This is a genomic window from Janthinobacterium sp., assembly GCF_031995485.1.
Classification (GTDB): Bacteria; Pseudomonadota; Gammaproteobacteria; order Burkholderiales; family Burkholderiaceae_D; genus Janthinobacterium.
The window spans coordinates 1-22,488 of the sequence record NZ_DAMAGB010000032.1 but is presented as its reverse complement, the minus strand read 5'-3'; the positions used below and the strand labels follow the sequence as shown (position 1 = coordinate 22,488).

At 64.3% G+C, this 22,488-nt stretch carries 22 protein-coding genes and 1 pseudogene; 4 read left to right on the top strand and 19 right to left on the bottom strand.

What is annotated here, in order from left to right; genetic code table 11:
- Positions 1-128: 128 nt before the first annotated feature.
- On the bottom strand, positions 129-1,196 hold the full coding sequence (locus tag RTQ46_RS17340) for an SDR family oxidoreductase (protein ID WP_312438474.1): 1,068 nt from the start codon (positions 1,194-1,196) through the stop codon (positions 129-131).
- A 92-nt stretch (positions 1,197-1,288) separates the two neighbouring features.
- Between RTQ46_RS17340 and RTQ46_RS17335 the strand changes: the two genes are divergently transcribed.
- Entirely contained in the window at positions 1,289-2,188 is a 900-nt protein-coding gene (locus tag RTQ46_RS17335; protein ID WP_312438472.1) for a LysR family transcriptional regulator, read from the top strand.
- A gap of 3 nt (positions 2,189-2,191) precedes the next feature.
- Here RTQ46_RS17335 and RTQ46_RS17330 read toward each other — a convergent pair whose 3' ends face one another.
- The 13 genes from RTQ46_RS17330 to RTQ46_RS17270 form a co-directional block, all read right to left on the bottom strand.
- A complete protein-coding gene (locus tag RTQ46_RS17330; RefSeq protein WP_409518350.1) occupies positions 2,192-3,127 on the bottom strand; it encodes an ABC transporter substrate-binding protein in 936 nt (311 codons plus the stop codon).
- Between the two features lie 82 nt (positions 3,128-3,209).
- Positions 3,210-4,184 (bottom strand): ABC transporter permease, encoded by a 975-nt coding sequence (locus tag RTQ46_RS17325; protein WP_092798384.1) that lies wholly within the window; start codon positions 4,182-4,184, stop codon positions 3,210-3,212.
- 33 nt (positions 4,185-4,217) lie between these two features.
- Positions 4,218-5,738 carry an ATP-binding cassette domain-containing protein gene (locus RTQ46_RS17320; protein ID WP_312438466.1) on the bottom strand — a complete coding sequence of 507 codons (1,521 nt, stop codon included), beginning with the start codon at positions 5,736-5,738 and terminating at the stop codon, positions 4,218-4,220.
- 77 nt (positions 5,739-5,815) lie between these two features.
- Complete coding sequence (locus RTQ46_RS17315; RefSeq protein ID WP_312438464.1) at positions 5,816-6,682, bottom strand: fumarylacetoacetate hydrolase family protein; 867 nt, start codon at positions 6,680-6,682, stop codon at positions 5,816-5,818.
- A 24-nt stretch (positions 6,683-6,706) separates the two neighbouring features.
- Positions 6,707-7,462 (bottom strand): SDR family oxidoreductase, encoded by a 756-nt coding sequence (locus RTQ46_RS17310; protein ID WP_312438462.1) that lies wholly within the window; start codon positions 7,460-7,462, stop codon positions 6,707-6,709.
- Positions 7,463-7,551: 89 nt separating this feature from the next.
- The gene (locus tag RTQ46_RS17305; protein ID WP_312438461.1) at positions 7,552-7,881 is read right to left on the bottom strand and encodes an L-rhamnose mutarotase; all 330 of its coding nucleotides are present in this window, start codon (positions 7,879-7,881) and stop codon (positions 7,552-7,554) included.
- Between the two features lie 136 nt (positions 7,882-8,017).
- Entirely contained in the window at positions 8,018-8,848 is an 831-nt protein-coding gene (locus RTQ46_RS17300; protein ID WP_312438459.1) for an amidohydrolase family protein, read from the bottom strand.
- Positions 8,845-9,873: an aldo/keto reductase gene (locus RTQ46_RS17295; protein ID WP_312438458.1), complete on the bottom strand. Its 1,029-nt coding sequence runs from the start codon at positions 9,871-9,873 to the stop codon at positions 8,845-8,847. Before RTQ46_RS17295 ends, RTQ46_RS17300 begins: the two co-directional genes overlap by 4 nt.
- 11 nt (positions 9,874-9,884) lie before the next feature.
- On the bottom strand, positions 9,885-11,108 hold the full coding sequence (locus tag RTQ46_RS17290) for a UxaA family hydrolase (protein WP_312438456.1): 1,224 nt from the start codon (positions 11,106-11,108) through the stop codon (positions 9,885-9,887).
- Positions 11,105-11,440, bottom strand: a complete 336-nt coding sequence (locus RTQ46_RS17285) for a UxaA family hydrolase (RefSeq protein WP_312438455.1) — start codon at positions 11,438-11,440, stop codon at positions 11,105-11,107. The genes RTQ46_RS17290 and RTQ46_RS17285 overlap by 4 nt, the downstream gene beginning before the upstream one ends.
- A gap of 28 nt (positions 11,441-11,468) precedes the next feature.
- Positions 11,469-12,380: a GntR family transcriptional regulator gene (locus RTQ46_RS17280; protein WP_312438453.1), complete on the bottom strand. Its 912-nt coding sequence runs from the start codon at positions 12,378-12,380 to the stop codon at positions 11,469-11,471.
- Positions 12,381-12,473: 93 nt separating this feature from the next.
- Complete coding sequence (locus RTQ46_RS17275; protein WP_312438451.1) at positions 12,474-13,613, bottom strand: mannitol dehydrogenase family protein; 1,140 nt, start codon at positions 13,611-13,613, stop codon at positions 12,474-12,476.
- A gap of 1 nt (position 13,614) precedes the next feature.
- Positions 13,615-14,625, bottom strand: a complete 1,011-nt coding sequence (locus tag RTQ46_RS17270; protein WP_312438583.1) for a zinc-binding alcohol dehydrogenase family protein — start codon at positions 14,623-14,625, stop codon at positions 13,615-13,617.
- Positions 14,626-14,963: 338 nt separating this feature from the next.
- On the opposite strand from RTQ46_RS17270, the gene RTQ46_RS17265 reads away from it, so the two are divergent.
- On the top strand, positions 14,964-16,001 hold the full coding sequence (locus RTQ46_RS17265; RefSeq protein ID WP_312438449.1) for a MerR family transcriptional regulator: 1,038 nt from the start codon (positions 14,964-14,966) through the stop codon (positions 15,999-16,001).
- 33 nt (positions 16,002-16,034) lie between these two features.
- Positions 16,035-17,111, top strand: a complete 1,077-nt coding sequence (locus tag RTQ46_RS17260) for a hypothetical protein (protein ID WP_312438447.1) — start codon at positions 16,035-16,037, stop codon at positions 17,109-17,111.
- A 124-nt stretch (positions 17,112-17,235) separates the two neighbouring features.
- Here RTQ46_RS17260 and RTQ46_RS17255 read toward each other — a convergent pair whose 3' ends face one another.
- The 3 genes from RTQ46_RS17255 to RTQ46_RS17245 all read right to left on the bottom strand — a co-directional run bounded on the left by RTQ46_RS17255 (position 17,236) and on the right by RTQ46_RS17245 (position 20,261).
- On the bottom strand, positions 17,236-18,219 hold the full coding sequence (locus tag RTQ46_RS17255) for a saccharopine dehydrogenase NADP-binding domain-containing protein (RefSeq protein ID WP_312438446.1): 984 nt from the start codon (positions 18,217-18,219) through the stop codon (positions 17,236-17,238).
- Between the two features lie 384 nt (positions 18,220-18,603).
- On the bottom strand, positions 18,604-19,815 hold the full coding sequence (locus RTQ46_RS17250) for a D-amino acid dehydrogenase (protein ID WP_312438444.1): 1,212 nt from the start codon (positions 19,813-19,815) through the stop codon (positions 18,604-18,606).
- A complete protein-coding gene (locus RTQ46_RS17245) occupies positions 19,812-20,261 on the bottom strand; it encodes a helix-turn-helix domain-containing protein (RefSeq protein ID WP_312438442.1) in 450 nt (149 codons plus the stop codon). The genes RTQ46_RS17250 and RTQ46_RS17245 overlap by 4 nt, the downstream gene beginning before the upstream one ends.
- Positions 20,262-20,356: 95 nt before the next feature.
- On the opposite strand from RTQ46_RS17245, the gene RTQ46_RS17240 reads away from it, so the two are divergent.
- Complete coding sequence (locus tag RTQ46_RS17240) at positions 20,357-21,544, top strand: MFS transporter (RefSeq protein WP_312438440.1); 1,188 nt, start codon at positions 20,357-20,359, stop codon at positions 21,542-21,544.
- 8 nt (positions 21,545-21,552) lie between these two features.
- On the opposite strand, the gene RTQ46_RS17235 is transcribed toward RTQ46_RS17240, so the two are convergent.
- Together RTQ46_RS17235 and RTQ46_RS17230 are read right to left on the bottom strand one after the other, a co-directional pair.
- On the bottom strand, positions 21,553-22,248 hold the full coding sequence (locus RTQ46_RS17235) for a Crp/Fnr family transcriptional regulator (protein WP_312438438.1): 696 nt from the start codon (positions 22,246-22,248) through the stop codon (positions 21,553-21,555).
- Positions 22,249-22,378: 130 nt separating this feature from the next.
- Positions 22,379-22,488, bottom strand: a pseudogene (locus RTQ46_RS17230) (IS1595 family transposase); the annotation flags it as partial.

The following is a 22,488-nucleotide window of genomic DNA, read 5'->3' as shown; positions in this document are numbered from 1 at the left end:
GGATTAGCGCGCGGCGCATAATCCGACAACAGTGTTGGCGGCCGTGGTGGTGTCTGCCAGCAAAATAACCCAACGGCAGATGCCGGGGTCGGACCCTCAGGGTCCGACCCCAGTCCTTGCTCCTGGGTTTAACGCGGAATCACGCGCTCCGCTTTCAAGCGGTCAAACAACGCAAAAAACGCCTCCGGCGTATCCTGGTAATCGAGGAACCCCGCCTTGCGGCTCTTGCCCATGTCGGTCATCACTTCCATCGGACGGCCCAGGTCGGCGTCGGTATGCCACCATGATGCCAGGCGGCTGACATCGGTTTCCACCAGATTATGCTGCGCGGCGATGGCGCGCCATTGCTCGGCAGCGCCGTCCATGCGTTCGGCCAGCGGCGAGATGGTGTCGGGCAGTTCGGCCGCTTCGACGCCGAAGTAGGCAGCCAGGCGCGGCCACAGCCACTTCCAGCGGAACACATCGCCATTGACGATATTGAAGTCCTGGTTCGCTGCGGCCGGGCTTTCGGCGGCCCACGCCAGCTGGCGCGCGATCTGGCCGGCGTCGGTCATGTCGGACAAGCCATTCCACTGCGCGGCAGAACCGGGAAACACGAACGGCTGGCCGCTGGCCTTGCACAGGCTGGCGTACACGGCCAGCGTCAGGCCCATGTTCATGGCGTTGCCCAGCGCGTAGCCGATAATCGTGTGCGGACGGTGCACGCTCCATGTGAAGCCGTATTTTTCGGCCGCTTCAAACAGGCGGTCTTCCTGCTCGTAATAGAAATTCTCGACATCCTGGCGGCCCTGCTCTTCGCGGAACGGCGTGACAGGTACCGAACCCTTGCCATACGCGTCGAACGGTCCCAGGTAGTGCTTCAGGCCCGTCACCAGCGCGGCGTGGCGCAAGTCGCCATTCGGTCCCAAGGCCGCCAGCACATTGGCGACCATGGCGCCGTTGACGCGGATATTGTCCTTTTCATTTTCCTGGCGCGCCCAGGCCGTGAAGAACACATGGCTGGCGCCGATATTGGCCAGGCCGGAGGCGACGGCCGCGGCATCGGTGGCGTCGAGCTGCAGCGATGCGCAGCCGGCCGGCACCGGCGTGCGGCCGCGCGAGACGCCGGTCACCTTCCAGCCCTGCGACAGCAGGTGCGCAGCCAGATTGCTGCCGATAACGCCGCTGGCGCCGATAATCAATGCGTGCTTGTCCATAGATGCTCCAGTATAAAAAACCATCATATAACGGACAGAAATTCTTATCCGCGATAGTATTTCGTATTATTCATGAAAAATATTCTGCAATCATGTCCGACCACCTGAAAGGCATTGCCCCGTTCCTGGCCACCGCCGACGCCGGCAGTTTTACCAAGGCAGCCGAGCGATTGCACCTGACCAGCTCGGCCGTGAGCAAGAGCGTGGCGCGCCTGGAAGAACGCCTGGGGGTAACGCTGTTCGAGCGCAGCACGCGGCGATTGAAACTGAGCAGCGCGGGCCACGCCTATTACGCCACCTGCAAGCGCGTGCTGCAGGAACTGTCCGATGCGGAAGGCGTGCTGGCCGAGCAGGAAGGCGAGCTGGCGGGCAAGGTGCGCATCGGCGTGCCGGCCTCGTATGGCCGCATGCGCGTGATGCCGGCGCTGATCGCCCTGTGCGCCAAATATCCGCGGCTGCAGCCGTCGGTCGATTTCAGCGACCGCTTTGTCGACCTGTTCGAGGAACGCATCGATATCGCCGTGCGCATCGGCGCGCCCACGCACTGGCCGGCCGCGCTGGGAAAGATGCAGCTGGGGGAGGAGCGGCTGATCTTCTGCGCGGCACCCGCCTACCTGGCGCGGCACGGCACGCCGGAAGATATAACGGCGCTGGAACGGCACGACTGCATCGCCTATGGCCGTGGCGACGGCACGGCGGCACCGTGGCTGTTTGCCAATGAGGAGGGAGTCGAGCGGCGCATGGTCACGCCGCGCTTGATCGTGGGCGACGCCGAAGCGCAGACGGCCGCCATGCTGGCAGGCCTCGGCATCGCGCAGCAGGCGACGTGGCTGGTGCAGGAGCATCTGGCCAGCGGCGCCATCGTCGAAGTGCTGGCTGACCATGCCACGCCAGGCCTGCCGCTGTTCCTGGCGTGGCCGCTGGCGCGCCAGCTGACCACCAGGACCGGTACGCTGCTGCAGGAACTGAAGCAGCGTTTGCACATCAGCTGACGATCAATACAGCACGTTCTTCGCTTCCGGCAGGTCGACATTGGCCTTGGTGACGATCACCACGCCGGTGTTGACGAACGGGGCGACCTTCTTGCCTTCGATCAGGCTGACGATGGTTTTCACGCCCAGCGCGCCCATCGAGTAGGAGCCCTGCACGGCGGTGGCATACAGCGTGCCGTCCTTGACGAAGTTTTTCAGGTCTTCATTGCCGTCGAAGCCCACGCCGACCACTTTGCCAGCCTTGCCCGCCTGCGCAAGCGCGCGGCCCATGCCGACGGCGGTCGGTTCATTCGCGCCGAAGATGCCTTTCAGGTCAGGATTCGAGGCCAGCACGTCGGTGGTCTGGTTCAAAGCTGTCGCCATCTGCGATTGCGAATAGTAGGTGCCGACGATCTGCAGCTGCGAGTTCTTTTCGATATAGCGCTTGAAGCCGCCCACGCGGCCCGTCTCGGAACCGGCGCCGGCCACATACGACATCACGGCGATCTTGCCCGTCTTGCCGACCTGCGAAATCAGGGCCTTGGCGCTGGCCTCGCCGGCCGCTTCATTGTCGGTCGACAGGAACGACTGGTAATAGCGCTTGCCGCTGTCGGCCACCAGCGAATCGATCAGCACCACCGGGATCTTCGCTTCCCACGCTTTTTTCAGGGCCGGCACCAGCGCGTCCGGGTCCGACGCGGCCAGCACGATGCCGGCCACTTTGCGCGTCACGGCGTTTTCCACCATGCTGACCTGGTCGGCGATGGCGGACTCCGAAGCCGGGCCCTGGAAGGTCATGCTGTAACCCTTGGCGTCGGCCGCGCTGGCGGTGGCGCCCTTCTTGACGTTCTGCCAGTAGTTCGAGTTCGTCGTCTTGACGATCACGGCGATCTCTTTCGGCGCGGCGAATGCGGCGCTGGTGCTCAGGGCAAATGCTGCGGTCATCAGACCCAGCGACATGGCTTTGATGGTTTTCATTGTCTTCCTCGTTTAATTATAGATTTATGGGTTTTGACTACTTCAACGTGGTTACCTTACTGCTTCAGGCGCGGTTGCGCTTCTGATCGATCCAGACGGTCAGCAGGATGACCAGTCCGATAATGATTTGCTGGATAAAACTCGATACGCCGTTCATGTTCAGGCCATTGCGCAGGATGCCGATCACGAACGAGCCGATGACGGTGCCGGAAATGGTGCCGATGCCGCCGATCAGCGAAGCGCCGCCGATCACCGCGCTGGCGATCGCATCGAGTTCGTACATCACGCCTTCGTTCGGCTGCGCCGTCACCAGGCGCGACATCAGCACGCAGCCGGTCAGGCCCGACAAGGCGCCGGACAGCGTGTACACCAGCAGCGTGACGCGGCCCACCTTGACGCCCGACAGGCGCGCCGCCTCGGCGTTCGAGCCGACCGCATAGATATGTCGGCCAAAGGTGGTGCGGCTGAGCATGATGGACACGGCCACGGCGATCACCACCATCAGCACCACCGGATATGGAATGCCGGGGAAGACGACTTCGGGAAAGGTGCCGCCCGTGTCGCGCTCGATGCGCCACAGCACGCCATTTCCCAGTTCGCCGAACGACTCGCCCAGGCCGGAAATGGCGCGCGCACCGGTTACCTGCAGCGCCAGGCCGCGCGCGATCAGCATCATGCCCAGCGTGGCGATGAATGGCGGGAGTTTCAATTGCGTGATGCAGAAACCGTTGACGGCGCCGCACATGGCGCCCACCACGATGCCGCCCAGCATGGCGACCGGCACCGGCACGCCGCTCTTGACCAGCAGTGCCGCGGCCACGCCGGCCAGCGCCAGCACCGAGCCGGAACTCAAGTCAATGCCGCCGGTGATGATGACGCAGGTGGCGGCGATGCCGAGATATGCAATCGAGGTCACCTGCAGCGCCACGCTCATGCCATTGCTGACCGAGAAAAAGGCGTCGCTGGTCAGCGAAAACACCAGCAGCAGCAAGGACAGGCTGCCCAGCGCGGCAAATTTTTGGATCAGTTCTTTATTCATTTTCTTGTGGCTTTCTGATATGGCTTTTTAATATCAATGAATTGCGGCCTGGCCGGCGACGCGGCCCGAGGCAAGGTGCATGATTTCTTCCTGCGACGACTCGCGCGTATTGACGATGCCGCTGATGCGACCTTCGTGGAACACGGCCACCCGGTCCGTCATGCCCATGATCTCGGGCAGCTCGGAGGTGATCAGCACCACGCCGATGCCCTCGGACGCCAGCTTGTCGAGCAGCTGGTAGATCGCGAACTTGGCGCCCACGTCGATGCCGCGCGTCGGTTCGTCAAAGAAGATGATTTTCGATTCACGGTACAGCCATTTGCTGATGACGATCTTCTGCTGGTTGCCGCCCGACAGATTGCGCGCGATCTGCTTCGACGTCGGCGTCTTGATGCCGAGCGCCGCGATGTACTGCTTCGCCACCGCTTCCTCTTTCGCAAAATCGATGAAGCCGAAACGGTTGGACAGTGCCGACACATTGGTCAGGGTCAGGTTGGCCGCCACCGACATGCGGATCGCCAGGCCGTGGCTCTTGCGGTCTTCGGACAGGTAGGCGATGCCGTGGTCGATCGCGTCGATCGGACTATTGACGGTGATCTCGGTGTCGCCCAGGTGGATCGCGCCGCTGGTCAGTGGATCGGCGCCGAAGATGGCGCGCGCCACTTCCGTGCGCCCTGCTCCCATCAGGCCAGAGAAGCCGAGGATCTCGCCGCGCTTCAGGTCGAAGCTGAGCGGACCGAAGACGTCCTTGCGGTGCAGGTCCGTCACGCGCAGCAGCACGTCGCCGGTCGGTTTCGAAAAGCGTTCGGGGAATTTTTCATCGAGCGTGCGGCCCACCATCTTGGCGACGATGGCGTCGAGGCTGATGGAATTAAAGTCGTCGGTACTGACGAATTTGCCGTCGCGCAGCACCGTCACGCGGTCGATAATATGCTGCATCTCTTCCAGGCGGTGCGAGATATACACCACGCTCACGCCATTGCGCTTGATCTCGTTGATGATCTCGAACAGCTGGCCCGTTTCGCTTTCCGTCAGCGACGAGGTGGGTTCGTCCATGATCAGCACTTCCGTGTTCAGCGACAGCGCCTTGGCGATTTCCACCATCTGCTGCTGCGCACACGACAGGTTCTTCACCAGCTGGCGCGGATCGATGCGCAGCTTGAGGCGGTCCAGCAAGGCCTGCGCATCGGCGCGCATCTTCTTGCGGTCGATGAAAATGCCGCGCACCGGCTCGCGCGCCAGGAAAATATTTTCGGCCACGCTCAGGTGCGGGATCAGGTTCAGCTCCTGGTGGATGATGGCGATGCCGGCCGCCTCCGCATCCACGCTGCAGGTAAAACTGCACACCTTGCCCTTGTAGACCAGTTCCCCCTCGTCGGCCTGGTACACGCCGCTCATCACCTTCATCAGGGTGGACTTGCCGGCGCCGTTTTCGCCGCACAGCGCATGCGCTTCGCCGCGGCGCAAACTGAAGCTCACATTGTCCAGCGCCAGCACGCCGGGAAAGCGCTTGCTCACGCTTTTGAGCGCCAGTATCTCTTCGGATTGATTCATGGTGTGTCTCCTCCACTCCACTGCGATATAACGGCGCGCCCATGTCTGTGCATGTTTGGCGCGCCGGTGCGGCTTGTTCAGTTGTCGATCAGTTCCGGATTCCAGGCGTGTACGGTCTGCTGCTGCTCGCCGAGGCCGGTGATGCCCAGGCGCATGGTGTCGCCCGGCTTCAGGTACACGGCTGCCGGTTTCTGGCCCATGCCCACGCCCGGCGGCGTGCCGGTGCTGATGATGTCGCCCGGGTACAGGGTCATGAAGCGGCTGATGTAGCTGACCAGGTTGGCCACGCCGAACACCATGGTTTTCGTGTTGCCGTCCTGGACCCGCTTGCCGTTCACTTCCAGCCACAGGCCCAGGTTCTGCGGGTCCGCCACTTCGTCGGCGGTCACCAGCCACGGGCCGATCGGACCGAAGGTATCGCAGCCCTTGCCCTTGTCCCACTGGCCGCCGCGCTCGAGCTGATATTCGCGCTCGGACAGGTCGTTTACCACGCAGTAGCCGGCCACGTGCGACAGCGCATCGGCTTCCGACACATAGCGCGCGGTGGTGCCGATCACCACGCCCAGTTCCACTTCCCAGTCGCTCTTTTTCGAGTCCTGCGGCAGCACCACGGCGTCGTTGGCGCCGATGACGGCGCTGGTCGCTTTCATGAACAGCACCGGTTCGGCCGGCACCGCCATGCCCGATTCGGCCGCATGGTCGGCATAGTTCAGGCCCACGCACAAAAACTTGCCCACGCCTTTCCATGGCGGCGCGATGCGGCCCGGATTTTCCACCACTGGCAGGCTGGCGATATCGACGGCGGCCAGGGTCGCCAGCTTATCCTTGCTCAAGGTCGCGCCGGTAATATCGGGCAGCACGCCGGACAGGTCGCGCACGGCGCCATTCGCATCGATCAGTGCAGGTTTTTCAGCGCCCTTGGCGCCATAACGCATCAGTTTCATGTATGTCTCTCGTTGTTGTAGTGATTAATTTGACCAGCCGCCATCGATGACGTGTGTCATGCCAGTCGTAAAGGCGGATTCGTCGGAAGCCAGGTAGACGGCCAGCGCAGCGATTTCATCGGCCTTGCCGACGCGTCCCATCGGCTGGCGCGCGACGAATGCCGCCTGCACCTCGGCGACGCTGACGCCCGTCGCTGCGGCCTGGGCGGCGATGCGCTCCTTGAGCGACGGCGACTCGATGGTGCCGGGGCAGATGGCATTGCAGCGGATGCCGCGCGTGACAAAGTCCGCCGCCACCGACTTGGTCATGCCGACCACGGCCGCTTTCGAGGTGCCATAGATAAAGCGGTTCGGCGCGCCCTTCACGCTCGACGCCACGGACGACATATTGACGATGGAGCCGGCGCCTTTTTCCAGCATGCCGGGCAGCACGGCGCGCATCAGGCGGTACATCGAGCGGGCGTTGATCTCGAACGAGCGGTCCCAGGCGGCATCGTCGCAATCGAGGATGGTGCCGCCGTCGACGAATCCGGCGCAGTTGAACAGGATATCGACGGGGCCGATCTCGTTCACCAGCGCGGTGATGGCGGCGCCGTCGGTGACGTCGAGCAGGCGCACGGTGCAGCCGGTCGCTTCTTTCAGCGCATCGAGCTGGGACTGGTTGATATCGGTGGCGATCACGGTCGCGCCTTCGCGCACGAAGGCTTCGGCGGTGGCGCGGCCGATGCCCTGGCCGGCGGCGGTGAGCAGTGCGGTTTTGCCTTGTAGTCTGGCGGTCATTTCTGTCTCCTTTATTTTTAACCGAACCCTTGAACTGCCGGGGTCGGAACCTGAGGGTCCGACCCCGGTCTTCGCTTTGGGGTCTACGTCTAATTCATATGAAAAACCTGCTCCATCATCGCCCAGTGTTCCCCCTCGGCGCGCGAGGCCAGGGGGACCTGGCACGGCGCGCAGAAGGTCCACCAGCGCTGCGTTTCCGGGTCCGCTGCAATCGCTGCCATATCAGCCTTGAAATCGCTGCCGTGGTATTCCCAGTAGCCGAACAGCAGGTTTTCCGGCTCGCGCAGGAAGATCGAGTAATTGCCGACGTTCGCCTGCGCCAGCCGGTCCAGCACCTGCGGCCAGACCGCTGCGTGCAGCGTCTTGTACTCATCGATGCGCTCCGGCGCAATGCCGATGACCATGCCCATTCTTTGCATTTCGATTCCTCTTTGTTGGCTTACGCCGGCCAGGGCCGGCTAAGCCAAGCTACAATATGTAACGCCGCGGTTCGCTGGTTCGCAGGAAGTGTAGGTCGGCTTAGCCGGCACGGCGCAAGCCGACAAAACCAGCACGTCATTTGAACCCATAAAACCGGCAGGCATTGAGACCGAAAATATCGTTGCGGTCCTGCTGTCCCAGATGCGCGAGCAAGGTCTCGCTGGCTGACAGCCAGGCGCCATAGCCGCCCGCCAGGTCCACCACCGGCCAGTCGCTGCCCCAGATCACGCGCTGCGCGCCAAACACTTCCAGCACATGCGACACGTACGGGCGCAGGTCATCCACGTTCCAGTCCTGTTTCGCTTCCGTCACCATTCCCGACAGCTTGCAGTGCACGTTCGGCAGCGCCGCCAGCTGCGCCATGTCTTCGCGCCACTGTCCAAACGAGGCATCGGCGATCGGCGGCTTGGCTGCATGGTCGATCACGATCGACAAGGCCGGATAGTCGCGTGCACATTGCAGCAGCGCCGGCAAGTGGCGCGGCAGCACCAGCGCGTCGAAGCGCAGGCCGTGTTCCACCATGGCCCTCAAGCCCGGCGCCAGCGCAGGGTTGGCGATCCACTGCTCGTCGTCGAGGTCCTGCAGCATCGGCCGCAGGCCTTTCAGCTTGCTGTTTGACGCCAGGCGGGCAATCGCGGCCGGTGCATCGACAGCCAGCAGATCGGTCCAGCCCACCACGGCGCGGATAAAGCCGGCGCGCTCGGCCAGCGCCAGCAGCCAGCCGGTATCCGCCTCAGAGGGCAGCGACTGCACCAGCACCGTGCCTGCCACGCCATGTTCGGCCAGCAGCGGCGCCAGGTCGCCGGGCGCAAAATCGCGGTAGATCGCGGCCAGGGACGGTGGCGGCCAGCCGCCGGCACGCGCGGCCAGTTGCCAGAAATGCTGATGGGCGTCGATGCGCATCATGCGGCTCCCGCCGGTACCGGGGAAGGCACGGGGGCGCGCGCGTCGATCAGGCCCGCTCCCTGCAACGCCGTCCACAAGCCGGCGGGCAGCGGCGTGGCGAACCAGTCCAGGTTCTGCCGCAGCTGCGCCAGGTCCTGGCCGCCGGGGATGCAGGACACTACGGCCGGATGCGCGAGCGGGAACTGCAGCGCGGCCGCCTGCAGCGGCACATGGAATTCGCGGCAGATGGCGTCGAGCTGCGCCACGCGCTGCAGGATGGCGTCCGGCGCGTCGGCGTAATTGAACTTGCCGTTGCCGGCCAGCACGCCCGAGTTGAATGGCCCGCCGATCACGATGGCGTTGCCACGCTCTACGCACAGGTCCAGCAGCGACGACAGCGAGGCTTGTTCCAGCAAGGTGTAGCGGCCGGCCAGCAGTGTGCAGTCCAGGTCGAATTCGCCCATCGCCCGCTGCACGATCTCGCATTCATTGACACCGAGACCCACGGCTTTCACCTGCCCGCTGCTGCGCAGCTGGTCGAGCGCGCGAAAGCCGCCGCCATCCAGAAGCTGGCGCCAGTATTGCTGATCGTGTTCGCCGTGCGTGACACTGCCGATATCGTGCACGAACAGGATATCGATGCGCTCCAGGCCAAGCCTCTGCAGGCTGTCGTCGTGCGAGCGCAGGATGCCGTCATAGGTGTAGTCATACTGCGGGCGGAACGGCAGCGGCGCGGCGAAGCCGTCGTCGCCGGGGCGCACGGAGGCGTCGGGACGCATCAGCCGGCCCACCTTGGTGCTGATCACGAACTCGTTGCGTGGCCGCTCGCGCAGGGCCGCGCCCAGGCGATGTTCGGACTGGGTATAGCCGTAGTACGGCGCCGTGTCGAAAAAGCGCACGCCGGCCTCCCAGGCGCCATCGAGCGTATTGCGCGCCTGCGCGTCGCTGACCGGCTGGTACAGGCCGCCGAGCGGCGCGCAACCCATGCCGATGCAAGGCAGTGACAGGCCGCCGCGTGGAAGAATACGGTGTTGAGTGACATCCATGACAGCAGTTCTCAGGCAGCGCGCAGCGGGAAACAGCCTGGCCCCACCGCGTCGAATTGTTTATAGGTCAGCACGAACTCCTGGTGGCCCAGGTCCTCCGAGCGGCTCAAGGCACCGTTGGCCACGTCCAGCACGGCGGCGACGATCTCGGCGCCCACTTCTTCCAGGCTCGCTTCACCGGTCAGTATCTTGCCCGCATTGACGTCCATGTCGTCGGACAGCCGCTCGAAGGTTTGCGGATTGGCGCACACCTTGATCACCGGCGAAATCGCCGAGCCGACCACCGAACCGCGGCCGGTGGTAAACAAGGTGATATGGGCGCCGCAGGAAATCAGTTCGACGATTTCCGCGTTGTCGGACACGTTCGGAAAGCCGAAGCGCGGTTCGCCGTCCGGCACCACGTCGAGCAGGTACAGGCCGCCGCCGGCCGGCTGGTCGCCCGGTTTCAGGATGCCGACGATGGGCGAAGAGCCGCTCTTGGCATAGGCGCCCAGCGATTTTTCTTCCTGCGTGGTCAGGCCGCCATCGGCGTTCCCGGGCGAAAAGCTGCCATGGCCCATGATGGTGTAGTAGCGCGCGGCCTTGGCCACGGTTTCGACAATCGCGTTGCCCAGGTCCGGGCTGACGGCGCGCCGCTGCATGTGGTATTCGCAGCCCACCAGTTCGCCCGTCTCTTCAAAGATGCAGGGGCTGCCGGCCGCGATCAGGGTGTCGAAGGCCACGCCGACGGCCGGGTTGGCGCTGATGCCGCTGGTGCTGTCGGAGCCGCCGCAGATGGTGGCCACCACCAGTTCGTCCAACCCCATCGGCACGCGGGTTTGCTGCGCAAGGTGCGCCAAAGCCCAGCCGATCCACTCGACGCCGCTGCTGACGCTGGGGCGGGTACCGCTGTTTTCCTGGATGGTAATCGTGTGGACCGGGCGGTCGCTGTCGGCCACGGCGCTCGACAAACCGTACTTGTTGAAGCCTTCGCAGCCGAGCGATACCAGCAGCACGGCGCCCACGTTCGGGTGCGTCAGCAGGCGGCGCATTACCTGGTCGGCGTATTCGTTCGGGAAGCAGCCGGTGAAACCGATCAGGTGCACCGGCTGGCCGGGAAAGGCGTTGACCATCAGGCGCGCCACGTGATGCGCGCATTCGACCATGTAGGCCACTACCACGATATTGCGGATGCCCTTGCGGCCATCGGCGCGCAGGTAGCCCGACAGAGCGGGCGTCGTTGTTGGAGCGTTCATTGTTTGGCGTCCTTGTCCAGGAAATGGTGGCCGTCCTGGCCCAGGGTAAACGTGGGGATGTAGTCGCTTTCCAGGTTGTGCGTATGGATATGCTCACCGATGGCGACGGGGGCCGTGATGCTGCCGATCAGGGCGCCATAGCGCAGCACCTTGTCGCCTACCGCCAGCGCGCGGCGCGCCACCTTGTGGCCGATCAGGATAGCTTGCGTGAGCGTGACGTCGACGCCGTCGATGGTGACGATGTCGCCCTGGGCCAGTGCGGTCCTGGCGATCATGCAGTTGTCTTCGGGCGACATCAGCAGCAGGCTGGATACAGGATTGGCAAGGCTCATTGCGCGCCCTCCCCTGCAGTGCTGGCGCTTACGGCTGCGTCAGTTTTTCGCGCGTGCCGATCGACGACAGCATGGTGCTGCGCGAAGAATTGAGGTGCGACTTCATGGATTCCAGCGCCTTGGGTATGTCGTGTTCGGCCAGCGCCCGCAAAATTGCCAGGTGCTCCTGCACCGCATACTGGTTGCGGCCCTTTTCCTCGCCCTTGTCCCACTGGTAATGATAGTGAAACACGAACGAGACGATATCGTAGAAGCCCTGCGCGAAACGGTTGTTCAGCAGGCCGATCAGAAACGTGTGGAACTCGCGGTCCAGCGCCGGAAACGCGTTGTGGCGCGTGTCGATCTTCGCTGCCAGCTTCTCGTGCTGCCTGATCAGCCGCGCCAGTTCCGCATACGCCGGATCGCCGTGCGGCAGGTTGGCAAACTGCTCCACTGCCGCCATCTCGAACATGCGCCGCATGTCCGCCAGTTCGGTGGCGAACGAGCGGTCGAACGCGCACAGGCGCCAGCCGCCGCGCGGCTTCTTTTCGATCAGGCCGAAGCGCGAAAAGCCGATCAGGAATTCGCGCACGCTGACGGTACTGGCGCCCGCCTCGCGCGCCAGCTCCGCTTCCGAAAACTCGGCGCCCGGCGGCATGTCGCGCTGGTAGACGCGTTCCATCAGCACCTGCTGGATGCGCTCCGCCCCCGACTGCAGTTCGGCGATATCGAAATAATCGCCCGGTATCGGTTTCCTCAGTAGCCGCCGTTCGGCCGGACTGCTGATCAGCCGCCGCGTCGACAGGTACGCAATCGCGCTGCGGATCGCCGTACGGCTGCCCTGGCAGATGGTGGTCAGGAACTGCTCCGTCGGCAGCATCTCGCCCACTGCGACATTCTCGGCGAGAAATTGCAACAGCAGATTGGTACTGCGCTTGAAGACGGTAGCCGGTTTTGACATGGATGGGGGTGCTCGCTATGTCGGCGACAGGGAAAGTGGGAAAGTGGGCCATTTTAGTCGATATCAGGTTAGGCAGGCATGCGGACGGAATCATCATTGTTGAACTCCCGTCGCCAGCAAAGCGCGCAGATGGGGCTGGGCCAGCGTCGGGCATAGCTGCTGCGCCAGCGCCACCACGGGGGCGATGCGGCGGCGGATTTTCTCGCCATGGTTCTGCGCGATGTCGGCCAGCCGGTGCGCCAGGAAGGAATTGTTGAAGCGCTCCTTTACCTGCGCCAGGTAGGCTGCCGCCGCTACGCCTTCGTCCGCACCCATGGCCGCAAACACGGGCAGCACTTCGTCCTGCCACACGGTTTCCAGCGCCGCCAGCATGGCCGCGTCCTGCATGGCTTCCTTCACCGTCATCGAAGCGGGGCTGCCGGCGTCCTGCCACAGCTGCGCCAGATACGTGTGGCCCAGGTTCAGCAAAAACAGCTTGCGCTGTTCGTAGGCGCGCAAGTCGTCGGTGACCACCACCTGCGGATGGCTGCAAGGCAGCAGCATGCCTGCCTGCCGTTCGATGGCCCACAGCGCATACGGTTCGGCCACGGCGCCGATCGGCTCGATGGCTTCCGAGACGATGCGGTCGACCAGCGAATTGATCCACAGGCAGCCGTTTTGCAGATAGTCGACAAAGGCGCCATCGAGCTGCCACTGGCGCGCCAGCGTGACCACCACGTCGCGCAGCACGCTGCCGTTGTCGACCACCAGCTCGCATGGAAAAATCGTGACAGGCAGTGCGCCCGCCAGATGGCGGCCATGCAGCAGCACCAGCAGTTTGGCGGGAAAACTCGCGGGTGCGACGTCGCCCGCCACGAGGCCCGCATGGTCGTCATTGGAAAGCTGGTAGCCGGTGTCGCCCGTATTCGAGACGATCACGCGCGCGGCCACGGCCGCCTCGCGCACCTGCGGCCAGTCGGTCGACGTTTGCCAGGCTTGCGTGACGGCCTGCACACGGCGTTCCTGGTCAACTTCTGCGCCATGTTCCCGGCCGCGGATGCGTACCGGATAGCCGCCCTGGCGAAACGCCGCCACGCGCGCCGCGCCCTGCGCACTGTGCGTCGTCTGCACGATGGTGATATTGCCCAGTGCTTCGCCGGCCGCCGCCGCCTCGCTGACAAACAGGTCGACATGCGCCTGCAGGAAGCGGCTGGTGCCGAACTGCAGGATGGGGTTGTGGTTGAGCTTGTCCATCTCAGACCTCGACGATGGCCTTGATGACGCCGGTCGACGGCTGCATCCAGTGTTCGAGCACATTGGTAAATTCGTCGAGCGTGGTGCGGTGCGTATTGAGCAGCGCGGTCGGCACTTTGCCCGCCTTCATGGCCGCCACCACCTCTTCGAAATCCTCGGCCGTGGCGTTGCGGCTGCCCAGCAAGGTGGTTTCGCGCTTGTGGAATTCGGGGTCGGAAAACGACAGGCGGTCGCGCACGATCGACACCAGCACATAAGAGCCACCGTGGGCGACGAATTCCAGCCCGCGCTCCATGGCGGCGATATTGCCGGTGGCGTCGAACACCACGTCAAAGAAGTCGCCGTCGGTGGCGTTCGACAATTGCTCCTTGTCGTCCTCGCCCAGCTGCACGGTGCGGGCGATGCCGAGCGCATCGCGGCAGAACTGCAGGCGGTCGGCGCGCGCATCGAGCACCGTCACGTCGGCGCCTTTCAGCGACGAGAACAGCATCACGGCCATGCCGATCGGACCGGCTCCCACCACCAGCACGCGCTTGCCGGCGCCGACCGCGCCACGCGTGACGGCATGTGCGCCAATGGCGAGAAATTCGATCATGGCCGCGTCATCGAGCGAGATGCCTTCGGTCTTGAAGACAAAGCGTTCCGGCAGCGCCAGGTATTCGGTCATGCCGCCATCGCGGTGCACGCCCAATACTTCGATGCGGGTGCAGCAGTTGGTCTTGCCCTGGCGGCAGGCCACGCAGGTGCCGCAGGACAGGTAGGGCATCACGTACACCTGATCGCCCACGGCCAGGCGCGAGCCGGCCGGTGCGCTTTCGATATGGCCGGACAATTCGTGGCCCATCACGCGCGGATAGCTGAGGAAGGGTTGCGTGCCGCGGAAGATATGCATGTCGGTGCCGCAGATGCCGATGCGGCGCACGCGCACCAGCACTTCGTCGCCAACCGGCACGGGGACGGGCCGCTGCTCCATGCGCAGGCTGCCCGGCGTATCGCAAACGATACTTTTCATCATGGTCGTCTCTCTCGCCAGCCGGTCGTTGCCGGCGGCATATTATATTTAACGTACAAACCAACTGCGAAAAAAATCCGTCTGCGCGGATTGTCTTTCCAGTCCTGCTGATGGCGCGCCTTGCTGCGCCGCACAACGATTGTTCCGTAATTCCATGTGGCCCAAACGCGTATGGGAACTGATGTCGCCGTTTGGTTTTATAAATATACCGTACAAAAAAATGAAGGTCAACGGATTCTTTTTGCGGTTTTTTTCCGCTCTCTGCTACATTCCTGCTTGACCCTGACGCTACGTCAGGCGCCATTGTGGCTGCACGCACCGAAGAACAGGAGAAGACGATGTCGTTGAAGATAGGCGAGCTGGCCAGGCTCACGGGCCTGACCGTGCGCACCCTGCACCACTACGACAGCATTGGCCTGCTCTCGCCTTCGGCGCGCACGCAGGCCGGCTACCGCCTGTACCAGCACAGCGACATGGCCCGGCTGCACCGGATCATGGCGCTGCGCCGGTTCGGGCTGTCGCTGGCCGAGATCGCAACTTCACTGGCCAGGTCCGACCTGCCGCTGGCGACCATCGTGGCGAAACAGATCGCCATGCTCGATCACCAGCTGGCGCAGGCCAGCAGCCTGCGCACGCGCCTGCTGGCGCTGCAAACGCAGCTGGCGCAGGGACAGCAGCCGGAACTGGCCGACTGGCTGACCACAATGGAGCAGATGACGATGTACGACAAATATTTTACGCAGCAGGAATTGCAGCAATTGCCGATGCTGAACGACGCGCAGGTGGAACAGGAATGGCAGGCGCTGGTGGCGCGCGTGCAGGCCTTGAAAAATAGCGGCGCGCCTGCCACTTCGCTTGAGGCGCAGGCGCTCGGCACCGAGTGGATGATCAAGCTGGTACGCGATACCGGCGCCCATCCCGGCCTGTTCGAGCGCCTCAATGCCATGCATGTGCAGGAGCCGGGCATGCAGCAAAAAACCGGCATCGACGCGCAGCTGATGGGTTTTGTCACCAGCGCGTTCGGCGCCTCGCGCATCGCGCTGTACCGCCCTTTTCTGGACGACGCCGAATACGCGCACCTGCAGGCCAACTACGGCAAGCGCGCCAGCGAATGGCCGGCGCTGATCGCCGCCGTGCGCGCGGCCATGGACCAGCAAACACCGCCCGCTGATCCTGCCGTGCTGGCGCTGGCGCGGCAATGGCGCGCACTGTTCCAGTCGTATGCGGGCACGGACCCGGCCACGCAGCTGAAATTTCGCCAGGCGCACCAGCAGGAACCGCGCCTGATGCAGGGCAGCTTTGTCACCCTCGCGATGGTTCAGTACCTGGCGCCAGCGATGGCGATCGTGGCGCGCGAAACACAGGCAGCCATGTAGAATCGGGGCCACGCCAACCCCTGAGGAAAATCGATGCGCCGCCTTGCCTTTTGTCTGCTGTCCCTGTCCGCCCTGCCCTTCGCCGTGGCGGCCGACGCCTCCCTGCAAGGGGTCTGGCAGGGCAAGCTCGGCGGCGCCGATATCGTCGCCTGCTTCAACCAGCCTGGCAGCGGTTCGGACAGCAGCGGCAGCTATTACTATACGCGCTACAAGTCGCCCATCATGCTGTCCAAGGCCGAAGGCAAGACGGCGTGGAAGGAAACCGGTCCGGACAACCAGGTCACCGGCAACTGGAGCCTGAATCCGCCGCAGGGCGGCAAGATCGCGGGCAGCTGGACGCATCCGAAAACCGGCAAGTCGCTGCCCGTCGCGCTGACCCTGCTTGAGCGGGCCGGCGGCCTCGATCACCCGGCCTGCGCCACTGACGCCTACAACACCGCGCTGGAAACTTTTCCGGCACTGAAAACGTCAAAAACGAAGACCTTCGAAGGCCATCAATACCGTACTTTAAGCGTGGCCGATACGGTCACGGTGGAGCTGCTGGCGCCCGGCGACGGCGTGGCAAAAGTCAATGCGCAACTGCGCGGCGTGCTGGCGAAAAACACCAAGGACCTGGAAGATTATTTCGACACGCGCCGCCAGCACCTGGGCCAAAACGGCTGGGCGGCGGAAGCGGAAGTGGACGCCGGACCGACCTACTGGTCAGCGCGCTGGGTGACCGTCAAATTCTATCGCTGGGCCGCCGGCTACGGCGCCAGCGGCATCTCGATGAACTACCGCACCTGGGACCTGGCAACAGGACAGGAAACCGACCCCTGGACCTGGTTCGGCACGCGCGCCACCAAGGGCGACGGCGCGGCCGACGACAAGAGCGAACTGCCGCCGCGTTTGCGCCAGGCCCTGTTCAAGGATGCCGTGGCGGACCCCGAATGCAAGGGCGACTACCCGGGCAAGGGCCGCTATCACGTGTCGCTCAAGCGCGAAGGCGTGTCGTTCTGGGAGGACGCGCGCGGCAGCGGCTGCGAGCAGGAATTCCTGCTGCCCTACAACAAGGTCGGGCCATTCCTGACGCCGCAGGGACGCGCCGCGTTAGGCGACATGGTGCGTTAGGCGACATGGTGCGATAGGCGTGGCGGCACGGGCCACGCTGCGCTTGCCGTGGCCATCCGCCAAGAAACATCGATAGCATTGCTGGCCTGTATGAAGGTGTCAGCCAGCTTTTCCATGGCTGTCGTCAGAGGTCGGTGATGGTGGTGTCGGCGATGGTGGCGGCAAAGCCATTGCCGAACAATCCGGCCGGCGTCTGGAAGCCGGAACGATGCTCGCCGGCCAGCACGCGCCGGCCTGCCTCGGCGGCGGCAGTGGCCGTGAACGTGTAGCCATTGACCGTATCGAGCACCGAGCGCACGACAGCGCCGCCGGCACCGGTGACCTCGGCCACGGCCTGGTAGCGGTTGGCCAGCCTTTCCTGTTCACCGGGTCCATCCGGCAGCGCCGACAGTTCACCCTGTGGAAATCCCTCGCCTGTCACATGGACAAAGGCTTCGATGCCGGGTACGCCGGTGGCGCGCCAGATCGTGACGAGATCGGGCAGCGTCACCTGGAAGCAGTCGACGGGGCCGCTGCCGAAGTCGAACTGGCGGATCGCGCCGGGCGTGCTGGCCACGAGTTTGCCGCCGGTGCGCGCCAGCGTTTCGGCAGTAACGCTGGCCATGGCGCTGACCGCCGAGCCGCGCGACAGGCCGCCAGAGACATGCATGGCCACCCTGATATGCGATGGATGGAGGCTTCTCGCCACGGCGTGGCCGGCCAGGCAACCGAGCATGGCGACGCTGCCACCGCTGCCCGGCAACAGCATCACGCCGGCGGCACGGGCTTCGCCGTCGAGCAGTTCGGCCAGGCGATAGCCGTCCAGTTCCGCGGCCACGTCGAGATAATGCACGCCATTGCGCATGCCGGCCCGCATCAGGATTTCAGCAGTCGCGGCAAACGGCCCGGCGCAGTTGAGCAGCACGCCAACGCCGCGCAGCGCGTGGTCCACCACCATCGTATCGCCGAGCGGGAACACGCGGTATTCCACGCCCAGGCTGGCGGCCAGCGACGCCAGCGCCGCCTCGTTGCGTCCCGCCAGGACCAGCGGCGTGCCCGCTGCCGCGGCATGCTGCGCCGCCATGCGGCCGGTGTAGCCGGTCGCGCCATAGATCATCAGTTTTTTCATACAGGTTCCCGTATATTCAGCAAGGGCTGATGATAGAACCTGCGCCCACCGCGCACTCGCCCGATCCTGCCCGAAACCTGCCTGTTCCTGCTTTTCCTTGGCATGCCGCGCCACCGTCATATCAACCGTAAAAACAGTCTTCCAGCAGCATGTCTTCAAAAAAAGCGCCATACGGCAGCGTCGGATGGCGCAGATGGATGTCCAGTATCGAGCGCATGCTTGGAGGTGACGGCTCCAGCAAGGCCAGCGTACAGCGATGGCGGCGATCTTTTAACGCCGCTCCGACGGCAAAAAGCTGTTCGCCTCCACAAACACATCCATCGGCCCGCCGACGTCGGGCGCCGGCACGCCGGGGAAGATCAGGATGGCGATGGATGGCACTGGTCAAGCTCCAGTTTGCGCCAGCACGGCGTCGCTGACCATTTCGGCAGTCGCCGCCGCCAGGGTCCAGCCCAGATGGCCGTGGCCGGTGTTGTAGAACACGCCCGGCGCCCTGCCCGCTCCCACTTTCGGCAGCATGGCGGGCAGCATCGGGCGCAGGCCGGCCCACGGCACCACGCGCCGCGTTGCGATACCGGGAAAATGCTGCTCGACCCAGCGCAGCAGCGGCGCCACGCGGTCGGCGCGAATGTCCCTGTTCTCGCCGTTGAATTCGGCCGTGCCGGCCACGCGCAAGCGGTCTTCGCCCAGGCGGCTGCTGACCAGTTTGGCGGCATCGTCGAGCAGGCTGACGGTGGGCGCGGCAGCGCGGCTGGCCGGGTCGTCCAGCTGCACGGTAATCGAATAGCCCTTGACCGGATAGACATTCACACGGTCGCCCAGCATGGCCGCCATGGCGCGGCTGGCCGTGCCGGCGCAGATCACGGCCGCGTCGAACAGCGCGCTGGCGGCATCGGTGGTGACGCGTACGCGGCCGTTTTCAGGTTTCAAGGCAGTGATGGCCTGGCCATACCGGCAGGCCACGCCTCGCCGCGCGCAGGCGTCGGCCAGGCCCGTGGTGAATTTGTGGATATCGCCGGTGGAATCGCTGTCCGTGTAGTAGCCGCCATAGAACTGTCCGGCCAGGGCGGGCTCGATGGCGCGCATCTCGTGCGGGGTGACGGCGCGGCGTACCAGGCCGCCTTTTGCCAGCATCTGCGACACGCCCGCCGCGCGCTCGAAGCCGGCGCGTTCGCGGTACACATGCAGGATGCCGGCGCGGCGGTGGTCGAAGTCGATGGCTTCATCGGCTGCCCAGGCAAACAGGTGCTCGCGCGCAGCGATCGCCATGCGCGCGGTGGCAATCGTGTTTCGCTCGTAGTGCGGCATGGCGGCAAGGAACTCGGCAAACCACGACAGCTTGTGCCAGCCGGGGCGCGGGTGCAGCAGCAGTGGCGCGTCGCGCCGGGCCATCCATTTGAGGGCATTGAGAATCGTGTATTTATGGTTCCACACTTCCGCATGCGAAGCCGACAGCTGCCCGCCATTGGCGAACGAGGTTTCCATCGCCGCGTAGCGGTGGCGCTCGATCAGCGTGACATGCGCGCCGCGCCTGGCCAGCGCATAGGCGGTGGTCACGCCCGTGATGCCGCCACCGATCACCGCCACGCGTGTCATGGCCGGACCTTGTGCACCTGCGTGTCGCTGACCTGCAGCACGCGGCCATCTTTGCTGACGACCTGCATGGCTGGCAGCGCCGCGCCGCTGTCCTTTTCCAGCAGCGTCGAATGCGCTTCGCCCTTGTCGAACAATTGCGCCTCGCCCCACTGGCGCAAACCGACCACCACCGGGAACAGGGCCAGGCCCTTGGATGCCAGCACATATTCCTGGTAGGCGCTGCCGTCCGAGGCTGGCGCCACCGTAAAGATGCCTTCGTCGACCAGCGCCTGCAGGCGGTCGGCCAGGATATTGCGGGCCACGCCCAGGCTTTTCTGGAATTCGCCGAAGCGGCGCATGCCGTCGAACGCATCGCGCACGATCAGCAGCGCCCAGCGCTCGCCGATCACATCGAGCGCGCGCGCCACCGGGCAGGGATCGGACCGCATACTCTTGCGTTTGGCCATCGGAGTTCTCCAGGGATTAGTAGTTGCATTTTAAAACTTGTCGGCATAAACTCCAACTGGTTTTAATTTGCAACTACTTAGCCGAAAGAACCACGATGCGCGATACCTCTTCCCCTGCCACAACACTGGCTCCCTCTGTGGTCTGGCTGTTTGCCACTGCAGCCGGCTTGTGCGTGGCCAATGTCTATTACGCCCAGCCGCTGCTGGCCACCCTGGCGCACGAATTCGGCATGACGGATGCCGGCAGCGGAATGGTGATCACGGCCACGCAGACCGGCTGCGCGCTGGCGCTGCTGCTGGTGGTGCCGCTGGGCGACATGCTGAACCGGCGCAGACTGACCTTGATCCAGCTGGCAATGCTGAGTAGCAGTCTTGCGGCGCTGGCCTGCGCCACTTCGACGGCCGCGCTGCTGGCCGGCATGCTGCTGGCCGGTTTGCTGGGCACGGCCATGACGCAGGGGCTGATCGCCTATGCGGCCAGCGCGGCGGCCAGCCATGAACGGGGCCAGGTGGTAGGCATGGCGCAAGGCGGCGTGGTGATCGGCCTGTTGCTGGCGCGCACCTTGTCGGGCGTGGTGACGGACCTGGCCGGCTGGCGCGCCGTGTACCTGCTGTCGGCCGCGCTGTCGCTGGGTTTGCTGTTGCTGCTGTGGCGCCGCCTGCCGCCGCCCGCACCCGTCACGCATAAACTGTCGTATGGCGCCCTGCTGTCATCCATGCTGGGCATGCTGGCGACCAATAAAGTGCTGCAGGTGCGCGGCGTGCTGGCCATGCTGCTGTTTGCCGTATTTAATATTTTCTGGAGCGCGCTGGTGTTTCCCCTGACCGCACAAGGCTACAGCCACTCCGCCGTCGGCGCCTTCGGGCTGGTGGGCGTGGTGGGCGCGCTGGGCGCGGCGCGCGCCGGCGCGCTGGCGGACCGCGGCCGCGCGCAGTGGACCACGGGCGCGGCGCTGTTGCTGCTGGCCGCCTCCTGGCTGCCGTTGAATTTTGCCTGCAGCGCGCTGTGGCCTCTGGTCGTCGGCATCATCGCGCTGGACCTGGCAGGCCAGGCCATCCACGTGACCAACCAGAGCCTGATCTTCAAGGACGACAGCGACGCACACAGCCGCCTGGTGGCCTGCTACATGCTGTTCTATGCGGTGGGGAGCGGCGCGGGAGCGATTGCCGCCACCAGCGTGTATGCGCTGGCGGGGTGGCAGGCGGTGTGCGGGCTGGGGGCGGCGGTCAGCTTGCTGGCTCTGCTGTTCTGGCGGCTGACCCTGCCGGCTGCAAAAGCCTGAAACAGGACTTAATTCAGCAACGCCGTGGTGGCGCCATGCCGATACGTTTTCAGCGCATCGGGCTGGATCTGGATCAGCGAGCCGCTGACCTTGATCAGGTGCAGGTCGGTCAGCTGGTGCAGCACGCGCGACAGGGTCGCGGGCGCCAGGTTCAGGAAGGACGCCAGCAGGCTTTTCTTGAGGTCCAGCTTGACTTCGTTCGAGCGCTGCTGGTCGGACGCCTGCAGCAGGTATTCGACCACGCGCTGGGTGGCGTTCTGCACCGAGCAGCGCTCCACATTGCGGATAAAACCCATCAGGTGGTGCGACAGGCTGTTCATCATCTGGCGCGCGATGCGCGGCGACTGGTCCAGCAGGCGCAGCAGCGCGTGTGGCGGGATGCGCAGCAGCAGGCAGTGTTCGAGCGCTTCGGCGCAGAAAGGATACGGTTCGTCGAGGAAGATCATGGCTTCGCCGAAGCTCTGGCCCGGGCGGATCAGTTCGAGGACCTTGTCGGTGCCTTCCATCGAAAACACGCTCAGCTTGACCAGGCCGAAGACCACCACATAAGCGCCTTCGGCGACTTCACCCTTGCGGAACAGGACCTTGCCTTTTTCGACTTCGACACGCACCACATCCTGGCGCAATTGTTCGAGCTGCGAAGGGGAAATATGGCGAAACAGAGCTTGGCTCGACAACAAGCCGTCGACGTTGACCTTATGCATGACACTCTCTTCATTTGATTAGCGAATAACTAAGTGTAATGCGAGGGTAGCGTCAAGGCCATACGTCAAAGGGAGTAGGCCCGGCTAGCCAAAAGCGGCATGCAGATCAATTTTTTGACGCTTTATTTGGCTATGTCACTGTCATGTGTGGAAAAAAACCGAGCGTGGCTTTGAGCAAGCTCTCCGGCGACATGATGCGGCGCGCGTCGAGTATCCAGCGCCAGCCCAGGTAGTTGGGCA